Annotated in this window: 22 protein-coding genes and 1 pseudogene; 1 reads left to right on the forward strand and 22 read right to left on the reverse strand. The window is 63.4% G+C overall.

All coding sequences use genetic code 11. The features are described from left to right. From EN949_RS36635 to EN949_RS35935, 21 genes and pseudogenes are all read right to left on the reverse strand, one after another. Positions 1 to 158: pseudogene (locus tag EN949_RS36635) on the reverse strand (P-type conjugative transfer ATPase TrbB); the annotation flags it as partial. Positions 159 to 374: 216 nt separating this feature from the next. Next, positions 375 to 692, reverse strand: coding sequence for a helix-turn-helix transcriptional regulator (locus tag EN949_RS23090; RefSeq protein WP_023707464.1), 318 nt, complete (start codon positions 690 to 692; stop codon positions 375 to 377). Then, complete coding sequence (locus tag EN949_RS23095) at positions 689 to 1036, reverse strand: type II toxin-antitoxin system RelE/ParE family toxin (RefSeq protein ID WP_140562168.1); 348 nt, start codon at positions 1034 to 1036, stop codon at positions 689 to 691. The genes EN949_RS23090 and EN949_RS23095 overlap by 4 nt, the downstream gene beginning before the upstream one ends. A 388-nt stretch (positions 1037 to 1424) precedes the next feature. Next, positions 1425 to 1880: a CopG family transcriptional regulator gene (locus EN949_RS23100; RefSeq protein ID WP_127371164.1), complete on the reverse strand. Its 456-nt coding sequence runs from the start codon at positions 1878 to 1880 to the stop codon at positions 1425 to 1427. Between the two features lie 7 nt (positions 1881 to 1887). Next, a complete protein-coding gene (locus EN949_RS23105; RefSeq protein WP_127366144.1) occupies positions 1888 to 3870 on the reverse strand; it encodes a conjugal transfer protein TraG in 1983 nt (660 codons plus the stop codon). Between the two features lie 27 nt (positions 3871 to 3897). After that, positions 3898 to 5637: a VirD2 family relaxase/mobilization nuclease gene (locus EN949_RS23110; protein WP_127366145.1), complete on the reverse strand. Its 1740-nt coding sequence runs from the start codon at positions 5635 to 5637 to the stop codon at positions 3898 to 3900. A 243-nt stretch (positions 5638 to 5880) separates the two neighbouring features. Then, positions 5881 to 6654, reverse strand: a complete 774-nt coding sequence (locus EN949_RS23115) for a lytic transglycosylase domain-containing protein (RefSeq protein ID WP_127366146.1) — start codon at positions 6652 to 6654, stop codon at positions 5881 to 5883. A gap of 3 nt (positions 6655 to 6657) precedes the next feature. Next, positions 6658 to 6993, reverse strand: a complete 336-nt coding sequence (locus EN949_RS23120; protein WP_127366147.1) for a DUF736 domain-containing protein — start codon at positions 6991 to 6993, stop codon at positions 6658 to 6660. A gap of 70 nt (positions 6994 to 7063) precedes the next feature. Continuing rightward, the gene (locus EN949_RS23125) at positions 7064 to 7609 is read right to left on the reverse strand and encodes a S26 family signal peptidase (RefSeq protein WP_127366148.1); all 546 of its coding nucleotides are present in this window, start codon (positions 7607 to 7609) and stop codon (positions 7064 to 7066) included. Further along, on the reverse strand, positions 7606 to 8094 hold the full coding sequence (locus tag EN949_RS23130; protein ID WP_127366149.1) for a DUF2840 domain-containing protein: 489 nt from the start codon (positions 8092 to 8094) through the stop codon (positions 7606 to 7608). Before EN949_RS23130 ends, EN949_RS23125 begins: the two co-directional genes overlap by 4 nt. After that, positions 8091 to 9251: a replication initiator protein A gene (locus tag EN949_RS23135; protein WP_127371790.1), complete on the reverse strand. Its 1161-nt coding sequence runs from the start codon at positions 9249 to 9251 to the stop codon at positions 8091 to 8093. Before EN949_RS23135 ends, EN949_RS23130 begins: the two co-directional genes overlap by 4 nt. A gap of 17 nt (positions 9252 to 9268) precedes the next feature. Continuing rightward, a complete protein-coding gene (locus EN949_RS23140; RefSeq protein ID WP_127367671.1) occupies positions 9269 to 9550 on the reverse strand; it encodes a helix-turn-helix domain-containing protein in 282 nt (93 codons plus the stop codon). Positions 9551 to 9691: 141 nt separating this feature from the next. Continuing rightward, the gene (locus tag EN949_RS23145; protein WP_245459488.1) at positions 9692 to 10246 is read right to left on the reverse strand and encodes a DUF2285 domain-containing protein; all 555 of its coding nucleotides are present in this window, start codon (positions 10244 to 10246) and stop codon (positions 9692 to 9694) included. After that, on the reverse strand, positions 10209 to 10457 hold the full coding sequence (locus EN949_RS36640; RefSeq protein ID WP_127367669.1) for a DUF6499 domain-containing protein: 249 nt from the start codon (positions 10455 to 10457) through the stop codon (positions 10209 to 10211). The genes EN949_RS23145 and EN949_RS36640 overlap by 38 nt, the downstream gene beginning before the upstream one ends. A 136-nt stretch (positions 10458 to 10593) precedes the next feature. Then, positions 10594 to 10854 (reverse strand): DUF2285 domain-containing protein, encoded by a 261-nt coding sequence (locus EN949_RS23155; protein WP_127367668.1) that lies wholly within the window; start codon positions 10852 to 10854, stop codon positions 10594 to 10596. Positions 10855 to 11029: 175 nt separating this feature from the next. Then, positions 11030 to 11356: a DUF736 domain-containing protein gene (locus EN949_RS23160; protein WP_127370803.1), complete on the reverse strand. Its 327-nt coding sequence runs from the start codon at positions 11354 to 11356 to the stop codon at positions 11030 to 11032. Between the two features lie 241 nt (positions 11357 to 11597). Continuing rightward, positions 11598 to 11942, reverse strand: a complete 345-nt coding sequence (locus tag EN949_RS23165) for a hypothetical protein (protein WP_127365581.1) — start codon at positions 11940 to 11942, stop codon at positions 11598 to 11600. Positions 11943 to 11961: 19 nt separating this feature from the next. Beyond that, positions 11962 to 12402: a hypothetical protein gene (locus EN949_RS23170; RefSeq protein WP_127365580.1), complete on the reverse strand. Its 441-nt coding sequence runs from the start codon at positions 12400 to 12402 to the stop codon at positions 11962 to 11964. A 281-nt stretch (positions 12403 to 12683) separates the two neighbouring features. Beyond that, the gene (locus tag EN949_RS35930; protein ID WP_164753786.1) at positions 12684 to 12947 is read right to left on the reverse strand and encodes a hypothetical protein; all 264 of its coding nucleotides are present in this window, start codon (positions 12945 to 12947) and stop codon (positions 12684 to 12686) included. Between the two features lie 40 nt (positions 12948 to 12987). Then, positions 12988 to 13116 carry a hypothetical protein gene (locus EN949_RS37145; RefSeq protein WP_275955654.1) on the reverse strand — a complete coding sequence of 43 codons (129 nt, stop codon included), beginning with the start codon at positions 13114 to 13116 and terminating at the stop codon, positions 12988 to 12990. A gap of 295 nt (positions 13117 to 13411) precedes the next feature. Next, positions 13412 to 13579 (reverse strand): hypothetical protein, encoded by a 168-nt coding sequence (locus EN949_RS35935; RefSeq protein ID WP_164753788.1) that lies wholly within the window; start codon positions 13577 to 13579, stop codon positions 13412 to 13414. 324 nt (positions 13580 to 13903) lie between these two features. Between EN949_RS35935 and EN949_RS23180 the strand changes: the two genes are divergently transcribed. After that, complete coding sequence (locus EN949_RS23180; RefSeq protein ID WP_127365579.1) at positions 13904 to 14107, forward strand: hypothetical protein; 204 nt, start codon at positions 13904 to 13906, stop codon at positions 14105 to 14107. 188 nt (positions 14108 to 14295) lie between these two features. Here the strand turns inward: EN949_RS23180 and EN949_RS23185 are convergent, their stop codons facing one another. After that, positions 14296 to 15222, reverse strand: coding sequence for a DUF2493 domain-containing protein (locus tag EN949_RS23185; protein WP_127365578.1), 927 nt, complete (start codon positions 15220 to 15222; stop codon positions 14296 to 14298). Between the last annotated feature and the right edge of the window lie 326 nt (positions 15223 to 15548).

The following is a 15548-nucleotide window of genomic DNA, read 5'->3' on the forward strand; positions in this document are numbered from 1 at the left end:
TCGGACAGGCGGTCGATCCACAAACGCCCATCGGGGTTGAGCATCACTTCGACGATGCTCGCATCGTCGAGATAGCTCGCGATCGCGGGTCCGAGCGCAGTGCGCAGCATGCGTGCGCCGCGCGCCAGACCTTCTGAATTGTGATGCGAAGCTGCCATCCTGTCCCCGTTTCGATCCGGGGAACATGGGCGGCCCCTGGACGGGGATGATTAAGAGAGCCGCATCTCGAGTGGTTTCAACACCTATATCGAGGCGTAGTGGCGTAGCGTGCAAATACAGGAGATTGGCGGTGCCGACCTGTAATCAAGGCTGACGATCTTCAGGCAAGGGCGGCGCTCGCCCTCAATTGTGCCCTCGTCGGCAAAGCCGTCTGATCAAGCGGCTTCAGCACGAGTTGACCGTCGAGGCTTGTGGCGAACCACCACGTCGACCTTGTAGTCGAGGCGGTCCAGACAGCGAACCAGCCTGTCTATTGAAAACTTGCCCGTGCGCCCGGTCACGATGGCCGAGACGTCCGGCTGCTTCATCCCGAGCAGTTCGGCCGACTTCGCCTGAGTCAGGCGCCGGCGCTTGATAATGGCGCGGATCTCGCGGGCCAGCTTGGCCTTGAGCAATTCCTCTTCGGGATTGTCAAAGCCGAGGTCCGCAAACACGTTGCCGCTGCTCACTTCGGCGGTGATGTCTTCTGTCATGACTTTGTTCCTTTCCCATAGTTTTCGCGGTAGTGCGCCTCGGCCGCCTTCAATCGCACTGTAACGACATCGATTTCGTGCTTGGGTGTCTCCCTGCCCTTCTTCGACTTCTTCTGGAAGCAATGAAGCACGTAGATCACCCCGGCAAAGCGCACGGCATAGACGGCACGGTAGGTATCTCCGTCGAAGTCGTCGACCACCTCGAGGATGCTGCGGCCCCCAAAGCCTTTCAGGGCTTTGACAGCCGGGTGCTCCTCACCATTCTGGGCGTCGTTGATTGCGACACCCATCAACCGGCGAACATCGACCGGAAACTCGCGCAGGTCGGCCTTCGACGACCCCATCCATACTGCGGGCTTTTGATCTTTCATTGTCTCTTGCCTTATAGCATACAGACTATTATTTTCAACGATAAATCCTGGCACCGCTTAGCAACCGAAAATAGTCGATTCGGGTCAAACCGGCTGTTTTTTCCAAGGGATCATAGAAGCTCTTGAAGGCGTGGTCTTTCATGCAATCACGGATCTCAAATTGCGGATTTCGCGCCAGATGCGTCCCGCTGCTGCAGCGGCGATGACTGAAGATGGTTCCCGTGCAAAGCGACCCGGCCCTGCGGCTTGTGCCAAACTCGACAGGTCGGCAAAGCGTGATCTATGACAACAACACGTCATTCCAACGCTTTGATATCTTTTGACATATCGAGCATGCCAAAATCTCAGTCCGCCCGTCCATTTAGCCCACGGGCCTGCCGGGCTGGAGTGTGTCCAGGCCGCCATCGATGTCCTCGGAGATTTCCTGTCGAAGCTTTGGACCTTTCGCCAGGCGCCGGCCGAGTGCGGTGACGAAGGCATCATAGCGCTCGCCGGCCTTGGCGTGGGCGGCCTGCGCCGCGGGCTCGGGCAACGCTGGTGTTGTCGCCAGCCAGAAGCGGACGAAAACGGCGAGCGTCTCCACGGCAATCGCGACATCGCGCTCCTGGCGTGTGATACGGCGATCGATTTGGTCGAGCCGCTTGGCGATCGCCGCCTCCTGTCGCTCGGCGGCATCGGGTGAGAGGAACGACTCGATGGCCGCCTCCGCGACGAGCGACCGTGAAAAATCACGGCGCGCCGCATGCTCGGCGAGCCTGCTCATGACCCTCGGATCGAGATAGACGGACAGGCGTTGTTTGCGGGGTGACTTTGCCATGGGAGCCTCACAAATCCACACCGTCGCCGGGGTCGAGGGACGCCTGCCGCGCAATGCCTTGCATGAGGCGCGTCAATCGACGATTGCGGGCAACATCGTCCTCGACGTCGTCGAGGTGATCGATCTCGAATTCGTTCTCGGTCGTTGGCTTCACGACCGGCTCGACGCGACTGAGCTCGGGTTGCCGACGACGCTCGGATTCAGTCAGGTCCTCATCCTCGGCGGCGGGCAATGATGTGGCGTCGGCAATCTGGGGACGGGAAGGCAGGGGCAGTTTGGTCCAGTCGTCCGGTCTCCCCTCCACTGCGCCCACCAACGCCGGGGGCGGCAAGATGCGCTCCTTGAAGCGAGCATCCTCATGATAGCGCGCCTTTTTGGCGCGGATCGGCGGCGCGCCCGAGACCATGACGATCTCGTCGGTGGCCGGCAGCTGCATCACTTCACCAGGCGTGAGCAGCGGGCGAGCCGTCTCGGAGCGGGAGACCATGAGGTGGCCGAGCCACGGCGAGAGCCGATGGCCGGCATAGTTCCTCATGGCCCTCATCTCGGTCGCTGTTCCGAGTGCATCGGACACGCGCTTGGCGGTGCGCTCGTCGTTGGTGGCAAAGCTTACCCGGACATGGCAATTGTCGAGGATCGAGTTGTTGGCACCGTACGCCCTCTCGATCTGATTGAGGGATTGAGCGATCAGGAAGCTTTTCAGCCCGTAGCCGGCCATGAAGGCGAGCGCCGACTCGAAGAAGTCGAGGCGGCCAAGCGCCGGGAACTCGTCCAGCATGAGGAGCAGCCGGTGCCCTTGCGCCCTCACCTGCAGATCTTCGGTCAGGCGGCGACCGACCTGATTGAGGATCAGGCGAATGAGCGGCTTGGTCCGGTTGATGTCGGACGGCGGCACGACGAGGTAGAGCGTCGTCGGACGCGTGTCGTCGACAAGATCGGTGATGCGCCAGTCGCAGCGGCGCGTGACCTCGGCCACGACAGGATCGCGATAGAGGCCAAGGAACGACATGGCGGTGGAGAGCACGCCAGAGCGCTCGTTGTCGGACTTGTTCAGGAGCTCCCGCGCGGCGCTGGCGATGACCGGGTGCGGACCGCCCTCACCCAGATGCGCTGTTTTCATCATCGCGGACAGCGTCGATTCGATCGGACGCCTTGGATCGGAGAGGAAACCGGCGACGCCGGCAAGCGTCTTGTCCTGCTCGGCGTAGAGGACATGCAGGATCGCGCCGACCAGCAGGGCATGGCTGGTCTTTTCCCAATGGTTCCGCCGCTCGAGCGAGCCTTCGGGATCGACAAGGATGTCAGCGATGTTCTGGACGTCGCGGACCTCCCATTCGCCGCGGCGCACCTCGAGCAGCGGATTGTAGGAAGAGGATTTCGGATTGGTCGGATCGAACAGCAGGACACGGCCATGCCTGGCACGGAAGCCCGCGGTGAGTTGCCAGTTTTCGCCCTTGATGTCGTGGACGACGGCTGAGCTCGGCCAAGTCAGCAGTGTCGGGACGACAAGGCCGACACCCTTGCCCGAACGTGTGGGCGCAAAGCACAGCACATGCTCAGGCCCGTCGTGGCGCAGATAGGCGCCGTCATATCGCCCAAGCACCACACCATCGGGGCCGAGAAGGCCCGTTGCCTTGACCTCCTGCTTGTCGGCCCAGCGGGCGGAGCCGTAGGTCTCGACCTTCTTGGCCTCGCGTGCCCGCCAGACCGACATGCCGATGGCGACGGCGACGCATGCGAAACCGCCGGACGCCGCGATGAAGGCGCCCTCCACGAAGATCGACGGCGCGTAGGCATCGAAGCCATACCACCACCAGAAGAAGGACGGCGGAAGGTAGAACGGAAAACCCAGCACACGGAACCATGGCCTGCCGAGCTCGGGCTGGAACGCCAGACGCCAGGCCACCCATTCCGTCGCGCTCCAGGTGGTTATCAGCACGATCATCAAGACCGCGAGGATCTGGCCCCAGAGTATCTTTGTGGCGGACATAGAAGCGGTCCTTTCTTGACACTGGGGTTAAAGGCCAAGGCCACGCTTGCGGCCAAAGCTCCAGTCGATGCCGTCGTCATTGCGAGCGATGCCAGAGATGTGGCGGCCAAGATGTTTTTCCAGGGACGGCGTCCAGGGCACCAGTTGGAAACCGAGGCCGTCATCGATCATGGCGAAGCGGCCGGAGGCGAGCGTGAAACGTTGCCGGTATGAGCCGGTGACATAGTCGCCGCCGCGGGCGCGGTTGAAAGGCTGGCCGGTTTCGGCTGAGAGCTTTTGGCCGAGCGCCTCCAGTTCGCGGCGACGCAACGTGTCGATCAGGTTGGGCGTGAAGCTGATACGTTGGCCATGCCGCTCGCCGAGACCATGTACGACGAGATGGTCGGCGCGGCGTTGCATCGCCTGCCGCACCTCGGCGCCGAAGCCGCCTTCGGACAGCTCAATCGGTTCGCGAGCGATATTCTGGCGGTCAAGCCAGGTGGCGCCGGCGGCGGTCGTTTGCTGCTCAATGTCGAGATCGGAGCGGACAGCGAGCGCTGCTCGCGGATGTCCCTGCGCGTCATGGAACTTGCGCAGCTCGACGATTGAACCCGGAGCACTGTCGCCGGCTGCGTCAAGATCGGACAGCTTGATGTGATGTGTGCGGCCGTCGGTACCATCGACCACGGCGTAGGCGCTGCCCTTCAGCTCATCATCGAGACCGCGGTCGACAAGCCGACCGACGATAGGCGTGTCGAGGCGCTCCGCCGCCAGCACATAGTTCGCCGCGCCGCGCTCGATGCCCTGTTCGGTCAAGGCGCGATGCATCCGCTTGATGATGTCGCCGCGTTCGCCGAGCTCGCGCAGCGTCGCCTCGGCCTTGTCGTCGATAACCCATTGGCCTGGGCCGACCTGTGCGGCAAGGCCAAGTGTTTCGACCTTGCGCATCCGCCCGACCTTCAGCACGCGATATTCATCGGGCTGGGCGTTCGCGGCGGCGGCAAGGTCGATGACACCTCGGTCGCGGCCATCGCGAACAAGCTGCCGGTCAAGCTGGGTCCAGCGTTCGGCTTCGACTTGGCGCTGCAGATTGCGACGGATGTCGAGGTCGGTGCGCGGGCCGAGCTCCTGGGTAACAAGATCGGCGGCGCGGGCACGCATCCCCTCCTTGATGTAATCGCGGGAGATCACGAGATCCTGCCCGTCATCTGTGTGGCCGCGCAGGATGATGTGAAGGTGCGGGTTGTCGGTGTTCCAGTGATCGACGCCTGCCCACTCGAGTTTCGTGCCAAGGTCCTTTTCCATCTGACCCATCAGATCGCGGGCGAAGGCTTTGAGGTCCGCCATGTCGACGGCATCTTCCGGCGAGACGATGAAGCGGAAGTGGTGCCGATCATCGCCACACCGCGCGGCGAAAGCGCCGCCGTCCACCTCCCCGCCTTCCGGCCCGAACAGCCTTGCCTTCTCCCCGTCACGGGTGACGCCCTCGCGGCGCAGATAGGTGAGATGGGCGGCAAGCGGGGCGCCGCGCGCGTGATGGCGCACCAGCCGTGTCTTGATGATCACGATGCGCGAGCGGCCGGTAAGAAGACGATTGGCGCGCACGCTCGCCGAGCGGCCACGCCCGAAGGTCGAGCGATTGCCCGGACTGATCCGGCCGGAGCGTGAGACACGAGCGCCGGCCTTCTGGGCGGCGGCAAGCGCCTGCGCGATGAAGGGCCTGGCCCGCTGGGCGCTGGGCGAGCGGATGCGGCCGGGCCGGATTCGGAAACCATCCTCACCGTTCATAGCGAAGATCCGCACATCGCATCAAGGCATGGAAATCACAGCGGAAACAGGGTTCAGGCGAGGTGCACCAAATCCTCGCACCTCGCGGAAATCCTGCATAACCTATTGAAACACCACGACCGACCGACGCCGCACCTCGCGGCCTTTTATCTCGCCATCTTCCGGTTGTTCTGCCGACCTTCCGCCTCCATCCACGCCAGGGTGCGCTGGAGCTTGCGGTTGCGCGAAAACACCCATACGCGCTCATGGCTGGACCCCTTCGCCGGCTCGAGCCACGAAGAGGCCTTCGGACAGAGGCACGATGGCGGAGACATCGCGGAGGGCGGGTGCAAAGCTCGCGTCATTTGGTGGTCGCTCGGTCGGCACGAGCGCGACAGCTTGTTTGCGATCCGGCTGGCCGACGAAGAGCGAGCCGTGCTTCCAGGGAATGGCCTCGACAGACGTGACTGCGAAAGGGCGAATACCCTCGCCTTCACCGATCAGGGGGGCAATTGCTGCGACATAGGCGCGGGTCTCGACCGGTAACGGTCGCCCGGCGAGGTATGCTTCGTAGCGCGCAGGCCCGGCATTGTAGGCGGCCAGAAACCCCGGCGAGCCATAGCGATCGTGCAGTTCGCGCAGATAGGCCGTTCCTGCCATGATATTGTCGCGAGGATCGAATGGATCGCGGCCAAGCGACCAGCGGGCGCGCAGATCATCCCATGTCCCAGGCATGATCTGCATCAAGCCGCGGGCACCAGCGCTGGAGACGGCGCGCGCGTCGCCCGCACTCTCCGTGCGCATGACGGCGCGTATCCAAGCGGCCGGAACGCCGAAGCGGTGCGAGGCTTCTGCGATGTGCGCGCCGAACGGATCGCGTTGCGAGGACCGCGCGAGGACCAAGTCCTGCGCCACTGCCGCCGCCGGCATTGCGGCCCCGACGGACAGGCCGCAAAGGAGGATGAGAGCCATGCGCCGGGCAGCGCGAAGCGGCCCGGGCGCACCGCGATGGCTCGTCGACGGACGGCGAGCGCGCATCGTTCAATCCTTCTCGCCGCGGTCGCGCGGTCGCGCCCAGTGCAGCGACCAGGACGTCTTGTCGTCGCCATTGCGAAAGAGGTTCGCGCGTATCGGCTGCGCGAACGTCGGGTCGTCGAGCTGGATCGAGACATAGTCTCCGGCCTTTTCGCTGGAGCGTTTCCAGCCGGCACCAATCTCGGGGCCGTCCTCGCTTCCGGCGTGAACGCGGTAGTCAGGCGCATTCTCCGTTTCGCTCGCCTCTGCCGCCACAATGGCGACATCGAGGTTGAGGCTGAGCGTGTGGATGCGCCCGCTATAGCCAGTCTTCTGGCGCGTGAATTCTCCGATCTGTTGCATGTCAGGCTCCTGTTTTGGAGTGGTGCGGTGATGAAGGCTGGCAGCACGACGCGCGCCGCCGGTCGCGCGCTCACCGCGTTGACGCGCGCCATTCGAAGCGGCCATCGCCGTTCTCGTCCGTCCACAGCGGGACGGCGCGGCCGATGATCTGGCTGGTGGAGAGGAGGCCGAAGTAACGGCCGTCGAGGCTGTCGCGGACCTGCCGGTTCATCAGGAAGACTTCGCCGGCCGGGATGCGGCGGCAGCCCTGCCAGACAGGCAGGTCACGGCCTGTCCGATCACGCTTGAGCGCCATGCCCGCCTCGACGCCGTCGACGGTGATGGTGAGGTTCGAGCGACAGACAATTTGCCCGGCAACGCCAAGGATGCGCTTCAACAGTGGCACGCCCCTCGGCAGATAGCCGCGATCAGCGAGGAACGCGGCGAGTGGCTCGGGCGCGTCGACGGCCACAAGATCGGTGACCTCGAAAGGTCCGTCGACGCCGATCGTGTAGAAGCCGATCGGTGCGCTAGCTGACGCATTCCAGATGAGCTTCGTTGGCATCGAAGTGAGGCCGGGATAGCCGACGCCCACGGTTCCAAGAATGCTGGTGAGGATGATCCCGGCGCGCGTCACGGCTCGGTCCTCTTGCGCAGCAGGAAGGCGCGATGTTGGTCGAGTGTGTAGCTGCGCGGCGCGTGGCTGGCGGTTATCCGGTTGTGGATGTGCCGCCAGTGATCGGGCGACACCGACTCAGGATCGATGTCGAGGCGCTGGATGGCGTCGATCGCCTGCAGCACGCGTTCGACCTTGGGCCAGCTCTCCACCTTCAGAAGGATCTCGCCGCCGGGGCGCACGAAGGGCAGTGTCTGATAGGCTTCGCCACGTGCGACCGCACGCACGATATCTATGCGTGAAATGATCGTTCCGAAGTCGTTCGCGGACCAGCGAACGAAGGCGAAGACTGCGCCGGGACGATAGGACAGGATGCGCCGGCGACGATCAACGATCTGTTCATGGGCGTGCGTGCCGAAGCGTATCCAGTCCTCTTGTCTCTTCTCGATCCAGGTCAGTTCGACATGGACGAGATCGTCGCGAGCGTGGGGCGTGGCGGCGATCATCGGGTGGCTCCCGAGCGCGGATCAAGAGGCTGATTCGGGGCTTCGGAGACGCTGGTTGCCGTGCTGCTGCCGTCAGAAACCGATGGCGCATTCGAGGTCTTGTCGGTGTCAATGCTGAGTACGTCGCTAGTTCGTCGGATGAGCCTCTGCACATCACGCGCGCGCTCTTCAAAGTTAGACTCTGGGTTAGAGTCTAAGTTAAGGGCGCGATTTCGGCTTTGCTTTCCTAGGGTTAGGCCCCGTTTGGGTCCCTGATAGCACGAGCCTGCGGTTCCCGATGGCACGACAGGTCCGGTTCCCGATAGCACGAGGCCGTCCACAGGCCTTCCACAGGAGCCGATTCGCTCGAAGGCGAGCAGCGTCCGGCCGCCCATCTCCACTTCGAGGAAGAGCGTGTAGCCGGGCAGCGGCTGGCGGCGGATGATGTCGCGCAGCTCGAAGGCAAAGCGCTTGTGGGGCGACAGGCTGCCGGATTTCTGATGAAGGTGACGGAAGTCGAAGCGCCAGCCGTCGCGCTGGCGTCCGCCATGCTTGCGCACCAGCCGATAGAGCCAGCGCTCCAGCCCGCCAGTCAGGTCGAAATAGGCGCGATCGATCGTCAGCACGAGCGCGTCATCGAGGACCGCCTGATAAAACCAGTCGGGGACGATCAACTCGATCCCCGAGGGTTTGCCATGGCGGTCGACGCGCTCCTGCCACTCATTGATCCATGAGAAGCGGTGACGCCGACCTTCGGCGGACTGACGGATTGTCGTCGAGACGGTGGTCGACTGCAGCCGGTCAAGCGCCGCCTTCAGGCGTTGATAGTCGCGCAGGCTCTTGCCGCGGCCGACGAAGGTGAGAATCTCATAGGGCGTGGCGGCCATCAGGCGCGAGGTACGAAGCCCGGTGTCGCGCGCCTCGACGATCTGGCTCGCGGCCCAGACAAGGATGTCGGCGTCCCAGATGGTCGCCATCCCATGATCGGGTACGGCTTCGACCCGGATCGTGACGTTGCCCGCGGCAAAATCGATCGGGGTGATGCGATGGGTCTTGGAAAGGGAGAAGAACGGATAGGCCATGAGATCCTGCGCGTCTCGTGGGGCGAAGTCGCCAGGCAGCGCCCGGAACATGTCGAGCTGCCCGCGCTCCGAAAGGGATTGGTTTCGCGCCGCCATTTGAAATCCGCGCTCGGTCAGCGTGCGTATCGTCCGCCATGCGCCGGCGGCGTCGATGTGTGACGCTTGGCCGGCAGAACCGATCCACGCGGGTCGGATGTGGAGGTGACAGCGCCGCGTTCGGCCCAAGTCTGGAGATCGTCGACGGCATAGACGACACGGCCGCCGAGCTTGCGGTAGGAAGGACCAGTGCCATAGGTACGGTGCTTTTCGAGCGTGCGGGCGGACAGGCTGAGGAAATCCGCGGCTTCCTTGGTGCGCAGGAAGCGTGGCGGCAGGACGGCGATATCGGGTCGCATGGGTCGGACCTCCGTGGGGTTTTGGGCAGCCGCTGGCGTTCAGCGGTGGACGGCGACCACGGTGGCGGAGAATGGGCTTCGCAAGGGATGGGGAAGTTGAGGGAGGCTAAAATCCCACCCCCTCGTCCGGGGCCAGAGCCGCTACGGTCGGCGACGATGACGCAGGATCTGCAAATAGCCGCCGCCGATCAGGGCGGTAGCGCCTTCGACGAGGCCGATCACAGCATCGCGCAAGGCCGAGGTCTTCCAGGGATCGGCGGCGATACGCTTGTGTCCGAAAAGCGCAATCGCGATGTCGCGATAGCTCGCGCCGTCCGCACGGCCGTCAGCGGCCTGCATCATCAGACGAAACCGGCGGCGCTGCTGTGGAGTCATACGGGTATCCGAAGCCGTTGGGCGCCCCTGCAAGGAACGCCAGAAACGGGTGAGTGCTTCGATCCGTCCCAACGTTTCTGCATCCAAGGGGATCAGCGCCGCCAGGTGGCCGTGCGGATCACTGCCCGGCAGAAGGAGAAGTTGGGTCGCGACGCCTGCACTGTGGACGATGTGACGTCCTTCCGGGCTGTCGTGGACCGCCCCCAGACCGGTCAAAGGCGCCGATCGCAACGACGACAGGAATTCCGGCGCCGGCACGAGAGAAACCACAGCTGGATCGACGTCAGGCGACCACAGAACGTCTTGCGCCAGGGCGGACAAATCCGGCCTGGCCGGGAAATCGCAACCCCCACAGCCGCTGTGTCTCGGGGTGGAAGGGTGCCTTTTCGGCTCTTGTGGTCAGGAGCGCTTGGTAGTGCCGTTGATAGGGTTCGTGACGCCGCAGACACTCCCAAGCGAGCCCCTCGATGGGCAATGTATCGAAATAATCATAGCTGGCACTGTCTCGCCAATGCGACGTATCCGGCCTCATCCAAGAGCTCCTCACGCAAGAAACGCGTAGACCCCGCCTCAAAACAATTCCGGGTTGTAGCGATTGGCGGAAGACCCTGGCCGGGCATCGGGTGATGCCGTTTCGGCATCACCCCGTAACGCCGGGAGCGGTGGTGCTAGCTGCCCGGCTGACGCAAGAGATGGCGGTAGCCAGCACGCGCCATCCAGCGCGCTCGCGCCAGATGGCTGTCATGGATACGCCGGGCGCGTTGTGGCTCCTTTGTCAGGTCTATGCCGAAGAGAATTTCGACCACCTCGCGCCAGTCAGCGCCGTCGTCGGCGGCGTCGAGCAGGCGCGCATAGAGCTTGATGTGTTCCCGATCGTATTCGGTGAGTTCGTCACTGGTCGGCGCGGTTTCGTCAAACGGCTCGATCATCGCTTGCCTCGTCTTCACAGAATGAAAGCCTGCATTTTATAGAAAGAACGACGCCAACGGAGGACGGTTGTCGGCATCAGGCGATGCGGTTTCAGCATCGCTCTCGGCTTGAGGACCCGAACCGGACGTCGGCACAAGAAGGCCCCGGCCTTCCGGCCGGGGCCTGCGCGGGTCCTTAGTCACCCCGCCGCGCGTTCGGGCGGGACCAGATTAGCGAGAAACCCTCTCCTTCCTCGTCGTCGAAGAGGTTGGCGTAGATCGGGGCGTTGAAGCTCGGGTCGTCGAGCTTGAGGCCCAGATAGTCGCGGCCTTCGTTGGAGGTCTTCGACCAGGCGGCGCCGATCTCGGCGCGACCGACCAGCACCCGGTGGCTGGGAGCGTTCTCGCCTGTGGCGCGGGTGTCTGGAACGATGCGCACGTTCTTGGCCTGGACGCTGAGGGTGATGATTTCACCGGTGAACTCGTTCGATGCGGACTTCTTGAAGGTGCCGATGGTAGCCATTGTAAAGTCTCCTTTTCTGTTTCGAGCCCGCACCATGCGGCCTCGATGGCGATCGCTTGGCCGGAGGCGAGCGACGACGCATCGCTTGCGACCGGAGCAACGCGGAGGACGGCGCCGGAACGACTTTCTTGTTTCGCGAGGAATGGCGGCGCTCGGGGTCCCCATGCGCTTGCCGCGTGGGGTGGGAGCCGGCAGGGGAAGAAAGTCGGGACGCGTCGTTGCGGCTTAGGCGGTCGAGGCTTCAGCCGTCCTTCGGCCAGATCAGCCCATTGAAGAGGCCGTTTGGAGCGCTCTTGGAACAGTTTGGCAAAGGAGACAGTGGCGTCCAACGCGCCGCCAGCAGATCGCTGCGGGCTGGACCGGCATCGCCTAGACATCCAGGCATCACGCGCATCTCCAACGACGCGGCGACGGGTCGCCTACCGTCCTGCCACCGCATGGCCGGTCTGCCCTGCGGCGTCGACAGAATGTCCACGCTCACAAACAAGGCCGCGCCGTCGAGGTCGTTTGCTCTATCCTTCGCATGCAGCCCGATTGCTCCAAGCACCGACGATGAGGAGGCTAAGGCTTCGTCGGTCTGGTCCACCCGCCTCGCTCGCGCGGGTTTAAGCTTCAACCATGTCCCTACCGGATTGGTCGGCGGCGGCCATGCCCGCGAGCCGCAGATATGCCGTGACGCCGACGGCGACCCCGCCAATGACGGAAAAGACGATCTGCCAGATTTCCGAAGGCATCATGTGCTTCGCAATGCCATGGCTGGCATGGTAGCCGGCAACGATCGCGGGAGCGACGAAGACCATCGCGATCGCCAGCCTCACCCACATAGGCCTGACAACGCCGAGGAGGATTTGGCCGATGCCGAGCGTCAACCCGGCTGCGAGGATGCCGACAAGGATCGCGCCAAGCCAGCCGGCACCGGTGTTGAATGCCCATGCACCTGCGTTGATGCCGACGAACAAAGGGAGGGCGACGACGGCAGACGTGAAGAGCAACCAGCACAAGATGCCGATGGCCGCGACGCAAAGGAGAATGCCGAGGATGATCATGGTGGTGTCTCCGAGAGAACGACTCTGGCGATTGCGCCTTCCACCACCACCTGGCGCAGTGCACAGCATAGCAAAGAAAAAGCGCGGGTGAAACCCGCCGGTCTTCTTGGTAGTGGTCAATTTGAAATTAGGGCTGGGTAGCGCTCTTGTCGGTAAGCCGATCTAGCAGCTTGCGGGACTCCGCGATTATGCGGCGGGTCTCTGCGATGGTGGCGTGCAAGTCTTCCACACCTGCCGCCGCTCGTATCTGGTAGAGGCGCGCATGTTCTGCGGCAAGGTGATCAAGTTCCCACTCGTCCATCAGGGGACGGTCCATTGCGGATTAGCTCGAACGTCACCTTTACAACAAACAGCGGCGCGCTTGTACCGTCATGAACTCGGATTGCGACTTCGCGAAACGTGCCGTCCGGCATCTGGTCCTTGGCGATTTCGAGCAACGCCCTTGCTGCCTCATCTTCGGCAGAAGCTAGGCTTGGAAGGTCCGTGCCTTCCGTGTCCGGGTATGAGGTTCCGTTGTCGATTAGATCGAAGAAGAAGCGGGCCATGTGGCCCTAATCATGAACCCTCAGAAATGTTTCATTGCTGCTACATCTCAATCAGGGCGTAGGCCACGCCGAAGATTGCAAGCGTTGCAGCCGCAAAAAACGCCCAGCCTTTTAAGGCGGCGCGCACATCCTCCGGCTTCGCGCCCTTCTGGTTATCGTATTCGTCCATAGTAAAGACCCTGGTTCATAGGTCTGTCTTGATACCAACATCAATAGACGGTGGGCAACCCTTCAGCGGTCGGCTTTGTCATGCGAACACGCGCTTCTTATAGGAGCCGCGCACCGTCGGCTTCTGAGCTTCCTTCGCTTTGCTTGGGGTGCTTATCGGTCATGGCTTGAAGAGGGCATATGCTTCCGCCAATTTCCAGACGGCGCGTATGCAATGCACGTATCGTGATCGGGGCTGACTTTCAAACTGACCCGCTACCGTCTTCTTGCATCGGCAGGCGCGATGTCTGCCCCCGTCATGGGGCGAACGGGTCGATTTCGCCGATAACGGCGGTGTCGTCGCCGTCATACTCGTTCGCCGGCACCACCGAGAGGGTGCCGTCGCCAGCACGAAAGATGACGATAGTGACCATGAGAGTGGCGGCGAGGCTGAAGGCGAAGGCATGTGCGTCTGCGAAGGACATCGATCCGGCTCCTGTTTGAAGCGGAGGACCCTCCCCCGCTGACAGGCGCCCGATGTGTTCGGCCGGTGGCCGCAATCACCGCGAAGGCGAAGCCGGAGCGGCGGCACGCTTCGCGTAGTCCGACCCCTTGCGGGTTGATGGCCTCAGGCCATCGGCTGGACCAAGGATCAGCGCAATGGATCGCGGGGTGCGGTCATCTTCAAGTCAGGAGCAGCGGGCATTGTTGAGGCAACGCTCTTGCTCCAGGAGAGCCTGAGCGAGCTGCCGCGCGATGTGGCGGGCGTCGAGCGAGAAACCGGACGCCCATGATCGCGATGGATCCCGTTGAAAGCCGCCACGCTGAAAATGAGGATGAAGCCGGGCGATGACGCTGTGCAGTTGCGGTGGCAGGCGCAATCCAGCTCTCTCGGCGTAGCGAGCCGCCTTGTCGAGATCGTGCCCGATATGGCGCGGTTCCAGCAATCATCGGTCGCGACTCTGAGAAGATACGACTTCAGGAGCAATTCAATGGCGATGGCGATGGCGTGAAGGGCCGCATTGTTCCTGCCTCGATCCGCCGCCCAGTCAGTGCCATCGAGGTGAGCGGCGGCATTGCGCAAGAAGGTGTCGGCAAGCGCGACGTCCGGTGTGAAGCTTTCGGGAAAGGATACGACGACATAGATTGAAAAATGCCGTGTCTCCCGGCTATGTATCGGGGGCTTAGGTTCCGGCGGCGCTTACGCGCCGCCGTTGACCAGCCGATAGACCGGAATGCCGAGTTTGCGGGCCTTGTCGGCGAGGTTCTCCTGAATGCCGGTGCCCCGAAAGATGATGACGCCGATCGGCATGACCGCCAACATCTGGTCGTTGCGCTTGAAGGGAGCGGCCTTGGCATGCTTGCTCCAGTCGGGCTTGAAGGCGACCTGCGGCACCTTGCGATGATCGGCCCAGCGGGCGGCGATCTTTTCGGCGCCTTTCGGTGATCCGCCGTGCATCAGCACCATGTCGGGGTGCTTGGCGCGGATTTGGTCGAGCTTTGCCCAAATCAACTGGTGATCGGCGCTATCGCCGCCGGAGAAGGCGATCTTGGGGCCGGCGGGTAACATGATTTCGGTTTCCGCGCGCCGCCTTGCCGCGAGGAAGTCGCGGCTATCGATCATTGCGGCTGTGAGATGGTGGTGGTTGACCATCGACCCCGTGCGCGGTCGCCAGGCCGAGCCGGTTTGCTGATCGTAGTGGTCGGCGGCCTGGTCGCGCATGAGCTCGAAGGCGTCGCGCCGTTCGATCATGGTCTGGCCCTGGGCGGTGAGTGTCTCGAGTTCAACCGCCTTGATCTCGGTGCCGTCCTGTTCGCGCTGCAGGCGGCGCTGGGCCTGCTCGTTGTCGTCCAGTTGCCGCTCGATCCGTTGTACAGCGCGATGGAAGACATTGGTGACGGACCAGAGCAGATCATCGAGGTCGGATTCGAGGCGCGTGTCAGCCAAGGTGGCGATGAGGGCGTCAAAGATGTCGGCCACCGCGCCGGCCACGTGGTCGCCGCCGGGGAGCGGTCGCGGATCTGGCTCGTCCGCATAGGGGCGCCAGCCATAAAGCTGGAGTTCGGTGAGGATATGATCGGTCGGAGAAGCGGCGTGGTGCGGTTCGCTGTCGTCGTGCTCGCTCATCGGATGCTCCCGTCGGGTGACCGCGACCCTCGCGGCCTTCATGGCGGCGAGAGCCCACGGGCGGGACGGTCCGACACCCGCAGCGAAGCGGAGGGCCGGAGCGTAGCGGAGGATGGCGGCGTCCGGCTATTTTGCTTCGCGATGGAAAGGCGTCGCGCCCAATCGCTGCCATTCGCGATTGTCGTGCGCCGCCGGAAAATAGTCGGCCGCCGCCATTGCCTGACCGGCACGACTGTGGGCCCGATCGCCCTCTTAAAGGCCTGGCCGCGGTTCTCCTGCCGGCGGGCCACGCATCCTGCGGCGCATCGGCACCATGCGCCGCGCGC

Source organism: Mesorhizobium sp. M7A.F.Ca.US.007.01.2.1 (genome assembly GCF_003998165.1).
GTDB lineage: Bacteria > Pseudomonadota > Alphaproteobacteria > Rhizobiales > Rhizobiaceae > Mesorhizobium > Mesorhizobium ciceri.

Coding starts and splice junctions, on each gene's coding strand:
- EN949_RS35935 (WP_164753788.1), bottom strand. CDS start 13,579: ATGTCCTTCGCAGACGCACATGCCTTCGCCTTCAGCCTCGCCGCCACT.
- EN949_RS23120 (WP_127366147.1), bottom strand. CDS start 6,993: ATGCAACAGATCGGAGAATTCACGCGCCAGAAGACTGGCTATAGCGGG.
- EN949_RS23090 (WP_023707464.1), bottom strand. CDS start 692: ATGACAGAAGACATCACCGCCGAAGTGAGCAGCGGCAACGTGTTTGCG.
- EN949_RS23160 (WP_127370803.1), bottom strand. CDS start 11,356: ATGGCTACCATCGGCACCTTCAAGAAGTCCGCATCGAACGAGTTCACC.
- EN949_RS36640 (WP_127367669.1), bottom strand. CDS start 10,457: ATGAGGCCGGATACGTCGCATTGGCGAGACAGTGCCAGCTATGATTAT.
- EN949_RS23140 (WP_127367671.1), bottom strand. CDS start 9,550: ATGCGACCCGATATCGCCGTCCTGCCGCCACGCTTCCTGCGCACCAAG.
- EN949_RS35930 (WP_164753786.1), bottom strand. CDS start 12,947: ATGGCCCGCTTCTTCTTCGATCTAATCGACAACGGAACCTCATACCCG.
- EN949_RS23100 (WP_127371164.1), bottom strand. CDS start 1,880: ATGGCAAAGTCACCCCGCAAACAACGCCTGTCCGTCTATCTCGATCCG.
- EN949_RS23105 (WP_127366144.1), bottom strand. CDS start 3,870: ATGTCCGCCACAAAGATACTCTGGGGCCAGATCCTCGCGGTCTTGATG.
- EN949_RS23185 (WP_127365578.1), bottom strand. CDS start 15,222: ATGAGCGAGCACGACGACAGCGAACCGCACCACGCCGCTTCTCCGACC.
- EN949_RS23095 (WP_140562168.1), bottom strand. CDS start 1,036: ATGGGGTCGTCGAAGGCCGACCTGCGCGAGTTTCCGGTCGATGTTCGC.
- EN949_RS37145 (WP_275955654.1), bottom strand. CDS start 13,116: ATGGACGAATACGATAACCAGAAGGGCGCGAAGCCGGAGGATGTGCGC.
- EN949_RS23115 (WP_127366146.1), bottom strand. CDS start 6,654: ATGCGCGCTCGCCGTCCGTCGACGAGCCATCGCGGTGCGCCCGGGCCG.
- EN949_RS23155 (WP_127367668.1), bottom strand. CDS start 10,854: ATGATCGAGCCGTTTGACGAAACCGCGCCGACCAGTGACGAACTCACC.
- EN949_RS23110 (WP_127366145.1), bottom strand. CDS start 5,637: ATGAACGGTGAGGATGGTTTCCGAATCCGGCCCGGCCGCATCCGCTCG.
- EN949_RS23135 (WP_127371790.1), bottom strand. CDS start 9,251: ATGGCGGCGCGAAACCAATCCCTTTCGGAGCGCGGGCAGCTCGACATG.
- EN949_RS23130 (WP_127366149.1), bottom strand. CDS start 8,094: ATGATCGCCGCCACGCCCCACGCTCGCGACGATCTCGTCCATGTCGAA.
- EN949_RS23170 (WP_127365580.1), bottom strand. CDS start 12,402: ATGATCATCCTCGGCATTCTCCTTTGCGTCGCGGCCATCGGCATCTTG.